At 63.4% G+C, this 3,297-nt stretch carries 3 protein-coding genes; all 3 read left to right on the top strand.

Annotated features, from left to right (window positions below; genetic code table 11):
* Positions 1 to 22: 22 nt before the first annotated feature.
* The 3 genes from JOY90_RS08910 to JOY90_RS08900 all read left to right on the top strand — a co-directional run bounded on the left by JOY90_RS08910 (position 23) and on the right by JOY90_RS08900 (position 2,429).
* Positions 23 to 715, top strand: a complete 693-nt coding sequence (locus JOY90_RS08910; RefSeq protein WP_291690775.1) for an ABC transporter permease subunit — start codon at positions 23 to 25, stop codon at positions 713 to 715.
* Between the two features lie 11 nt (positions 716 to 726).
* Complete coding sequence (locus tag JOY90_RS08905) at positions 727 to 1,458, top strand: amino acid ABC transporter ATP-binding protein (protein WP_291690774.1); 732 nt, start codon at positions 727 to 729, stop codon at positions 1,456 to 1,458.
* Positions 1,459 to 1,571: 113 nt separating this feature from the next.
* Entirely contained in the window at positions 1,572 to 2,429 is an 858-nt protein-coding gene (locus JOY90_RS08900) for a D-amino-acid transaminase (RefSeq protein WP_291690773.1), read from the top strand.
* The last annotated feature ends 868 nt before the right edge of the window (positions 2,430 to 3,297 follow it).

Genomic DNA, 3,297 nt, shown 5'->3' with positions numbered 1-3,297 from the left:
GCGACGCACTGAGCACGGAACGATGTTCGCGAACTTCGATTTCGACGTCATCGTCCGCGCGCTGCCCTACCTTTTCCTTGACGGGATGACGTTCACGTTGACGCTGACGGCACTGGCGACGACCGGCGGAATCGTGTTCGGGACCCTGCTGGCAATGATGCGTCTGTCGGGGCTGCCGCCGCTGGCGCTGCCCGCCGCCGGCTATGTCAACTTGATGCGCTCGGTGCCGCTGGTGCTGGTGATCTTCTGGTTCTATTTCCTCGTGCCCTATATCGGGCAATGGCTGACCGGCGCGTCGCGGCCGGTGCGGGTCGGCGCCTTCACCTCCTCGCTGGTCACCTTCATCATGTTCGAGGCGGCGTATTTTTCCGAGATCATGCGCGCCGGCATCCAGTCGATTTCGAAGGGTCAGCCGGCTGCGGCGCAGGCGCTCGGCCTGACCTACAGCCAGACCATGCGCTACGTCGTGCTGCCGCAGGCGTTCCGCAACATGCTGCCGGTGCTCTTGACCCAGACCATCGTGCTGTTCCAGGACACCTCGCTGGTCTATGTGGTATCGATCCCGGACTTCCTCGGCGCCGCCTCGATCGTCGGCCAGCGTGACGGCAGGCTGGTCGAGATGTATCTGTTCGCGGCGCTGGTCTACTTCCTGATCAGTTGCTCCGCGTCGTTCGGCGTGCGCCGGCTGCAGACGCGCATCGCGGTGGTCAGATGAGCCCGGAGTCCATGATCGAGATCAGCCATGTCGACAAGTGGTACACGCCACAGTTCCAGGCGCTGAAGAACTGCACCACCCGTGTCGCCAAGGGCGAAGTCGTGGTGGTCTGCGGCCCCTCGGGCTCGGGCAAGTCCACGCTGATCAAATGCGTCAATGCGCTGGAGCCGTTCCAGGCCGGCGACATCATCGTGGACGGCATCAAGGTCAACGACGCTCGGACCGACCTGCCGAAGCTGCGCGCCCGGGTCGGCATGGTATTCCAGCATTTCGAGCTGTTTCCGCATCTGCGCATCCTCGACAATCTCTGTCTGGCGCAGGAGAAGGTGTTGGGCCGAGCCCATGCCGCGGCCGTCAAGAAGGCCACGATGCTGCTCGAACGCGTCGGCCTGACGGAGCACGCGCGAAAATACCCGGCCGAGCTGTCCGGTGGCCAGCAGCAGCGGGTGGCGATTGCCCGCGCGCTCGCGATGGACCCGATCGCGATGCTGTTCGACGAGCCGACCTCGGCGCTCGATCCCGAGATGATCAGCGAGGTGCTCGACGTGATGGTCGATCTCGCCCGCGAGGGCATGACCATGATGGTCGTGACCCACGAGATGGGCTTTGCCAGCAAGGTCGCCAACCGCGTCATCTTCATGGATCAGGGCGAGATCGTCGAGGATGCGCTGAAGGCCGATTTCTTCGGCAAGCCGCGTAGCGATCGCGCCCAGAAGTTTTTGTCGAAGATATTGTCGCATTGACCATCCATCGTTCCGGGGCGGTGCGAAGCACCGAACCCGGAATGGCGGTGTGAGGGTGACTTGCGCCGGCGATTCTCGTATAGGATCGCAGCAATCGACAGGGAGAATAGGTTTTGGAAAAGATCGCATATGTCAACGGCTCGTTCGTGCCGCTCGGCGAGGCCAAGGTGTCGATCCTCGACCGCGGCTTCCTGTTCGCCGACGGCATCTATGAGGTCGCGGCCGTGCTGGACGGCAGACTGGTCGACAACGCCTCGCATCTGGCGCGGCTGGAGCGCTCGGTCGGCGAAATCTCGCTTCCCCTGCCGGAGACCACGGAGCGCATCCAGGAGATCCAGAAGGAGCTGGTCACGCGCAACCAGCTCGCGAACGGCATGGTCTATCTGGAGGTGACGCGCGGCGCCGATGCGGGCCGCGATTTCGCGTTCCCCAAGGGCGTCAAGCCGACGCTGATCATGTTCACCTCGGAGAAGGACATCGTCGGCGCGGCGTCCGCCAGGACCGGCATTGGCGTGATCACGGTGCCGGACATCCGCTGGGCGCGGCGCGACATCAAGAGCGTGGCGCTGCTCGCCCAGGTGCTGGCGAAGCAGGCCGCCGCGGAGGCCGGCGCGGGCGAGGCCTGGATGATCGAGGATGGCAAGGTCACCGAGGGCGGCTCGTCCTCGGCCTTCATCCTGACCCAGGACGACGTCCTCGTGACGCGGCAGAACGGCAGCGAGATCCTGCCCGGCTGCACCCGCAAGGCGGTGGTGAAGCTCGCCGAGGAGCGGCAGCTCCGCGTCGAGGAACGCGCCTTCTCGGTCGAGGAGGCGCTGGCGGCCAAGGAAGCCTTCATCACCAGCGCGACCGTGTTCGTGCAAGCGGTGGTCTCGATCGACGGCAAGCCCGTCGCGAGCGGCAAGCCTGGACCGATGACCCGCCGTCTTCGCGAGATCTATGTCGATTTCGCCCGCGCCACGGCGGTTTAATGTGACGCGCGTCGCGCTGTAGTCGGGGCGAGACGGCGTGTCGCCTACCGCGTGAGACATGCGGCATGCTGTGCCATCCCGATGCCACGGCGAGAAGTGCTAGAGCTTTTCCGTTCCGATGCAATCGGAACGGAAGCTCCAGCTTCTTTGTTTTGACGCGTTTTCTTCACGCGAACCGGTTATCCACTTCGCTCGAAAACGCTCTCTAGGCAGATTCAACCTGTCAAACAGCGGGAAGGGCATGCAAGTGCGTTCTCGCGGCGCGATCGGCCCGAGCTTTGCCAAGCATCGCCCTCGAAAAAACGAGAGGGCGCAGGGAAGGCCGGGTGCAGGCTGCACCCATGGCCCCCGTGCGCATTGTAGTGCACGGGGTAGGAACCACAGGTACAAGCCGAACATCCGACCTTCCCCGCGCGACGGTGTTAACGGCTTATAGCGCGCTCTCCCTGGTGCGCCGGGCTTGCTGGCCACCATCGCCCCGCCATCATCCGCGAGACTTGATATCAGCGTCGGGATATCAGGACCACACGCCTTCGCCGTCCGCGCCAGCCACGTTCGTCTCACGGGCCAACACGTCCATCGCATCCCGCTTCCCACGTCCGTGACGATCGCGAAACGCCCCTCTCGTGGAGGCGGGATGGCCTTAATAAACATAATTTCTGGAAAAAAGAAAGAGGAAAATTGCCGCGAAGCGAGGCCGAGCGGACGATCGTCTTGAGTTTGCTGATAAACTTTCTGTTTTTACGCACGCGATTTTGTGAGGCTTTTGGGCCGACGCGCCGAGCTAAAGGCGTTCACTCGGCCGATCCTTGCTGGTCGGGCGAATCATGAGAATTGGCCCATCGGAGAACTCAGTGTACCCGGAGGG

Source organism: Bradyrhizobium sp. (assembly GCF_019242285.1).
In the GTDB taxonomy this organism is placed as follows: Bacteria; Pseudomonadota; Alphaproteobacteria; order Rhizobiales; family Xanthobacteraceae; genus Bradyrhizobium.
The sequence above is the reverse complement of the archived record's forward strand: the minus strand, read 5'-3'. Positions and strand labels throughout refer to the sequence as shown.

Coding starts and splice junctions, on each gene's coding strand:
- JOY90_RS08910 (WP_291690775.1), top strand. CDS start 23: ATGTTCGCGAACTTCGATTTCGACGTCATCGTCCGCGCGCTGCCCTAC.
- JOY90_RS08905 (WP_291690774.1), top strand. CDS start 727: ATGATCGAGATCAGCCATGTCGACAAGTGGTACACGCCACAGTTCCAG.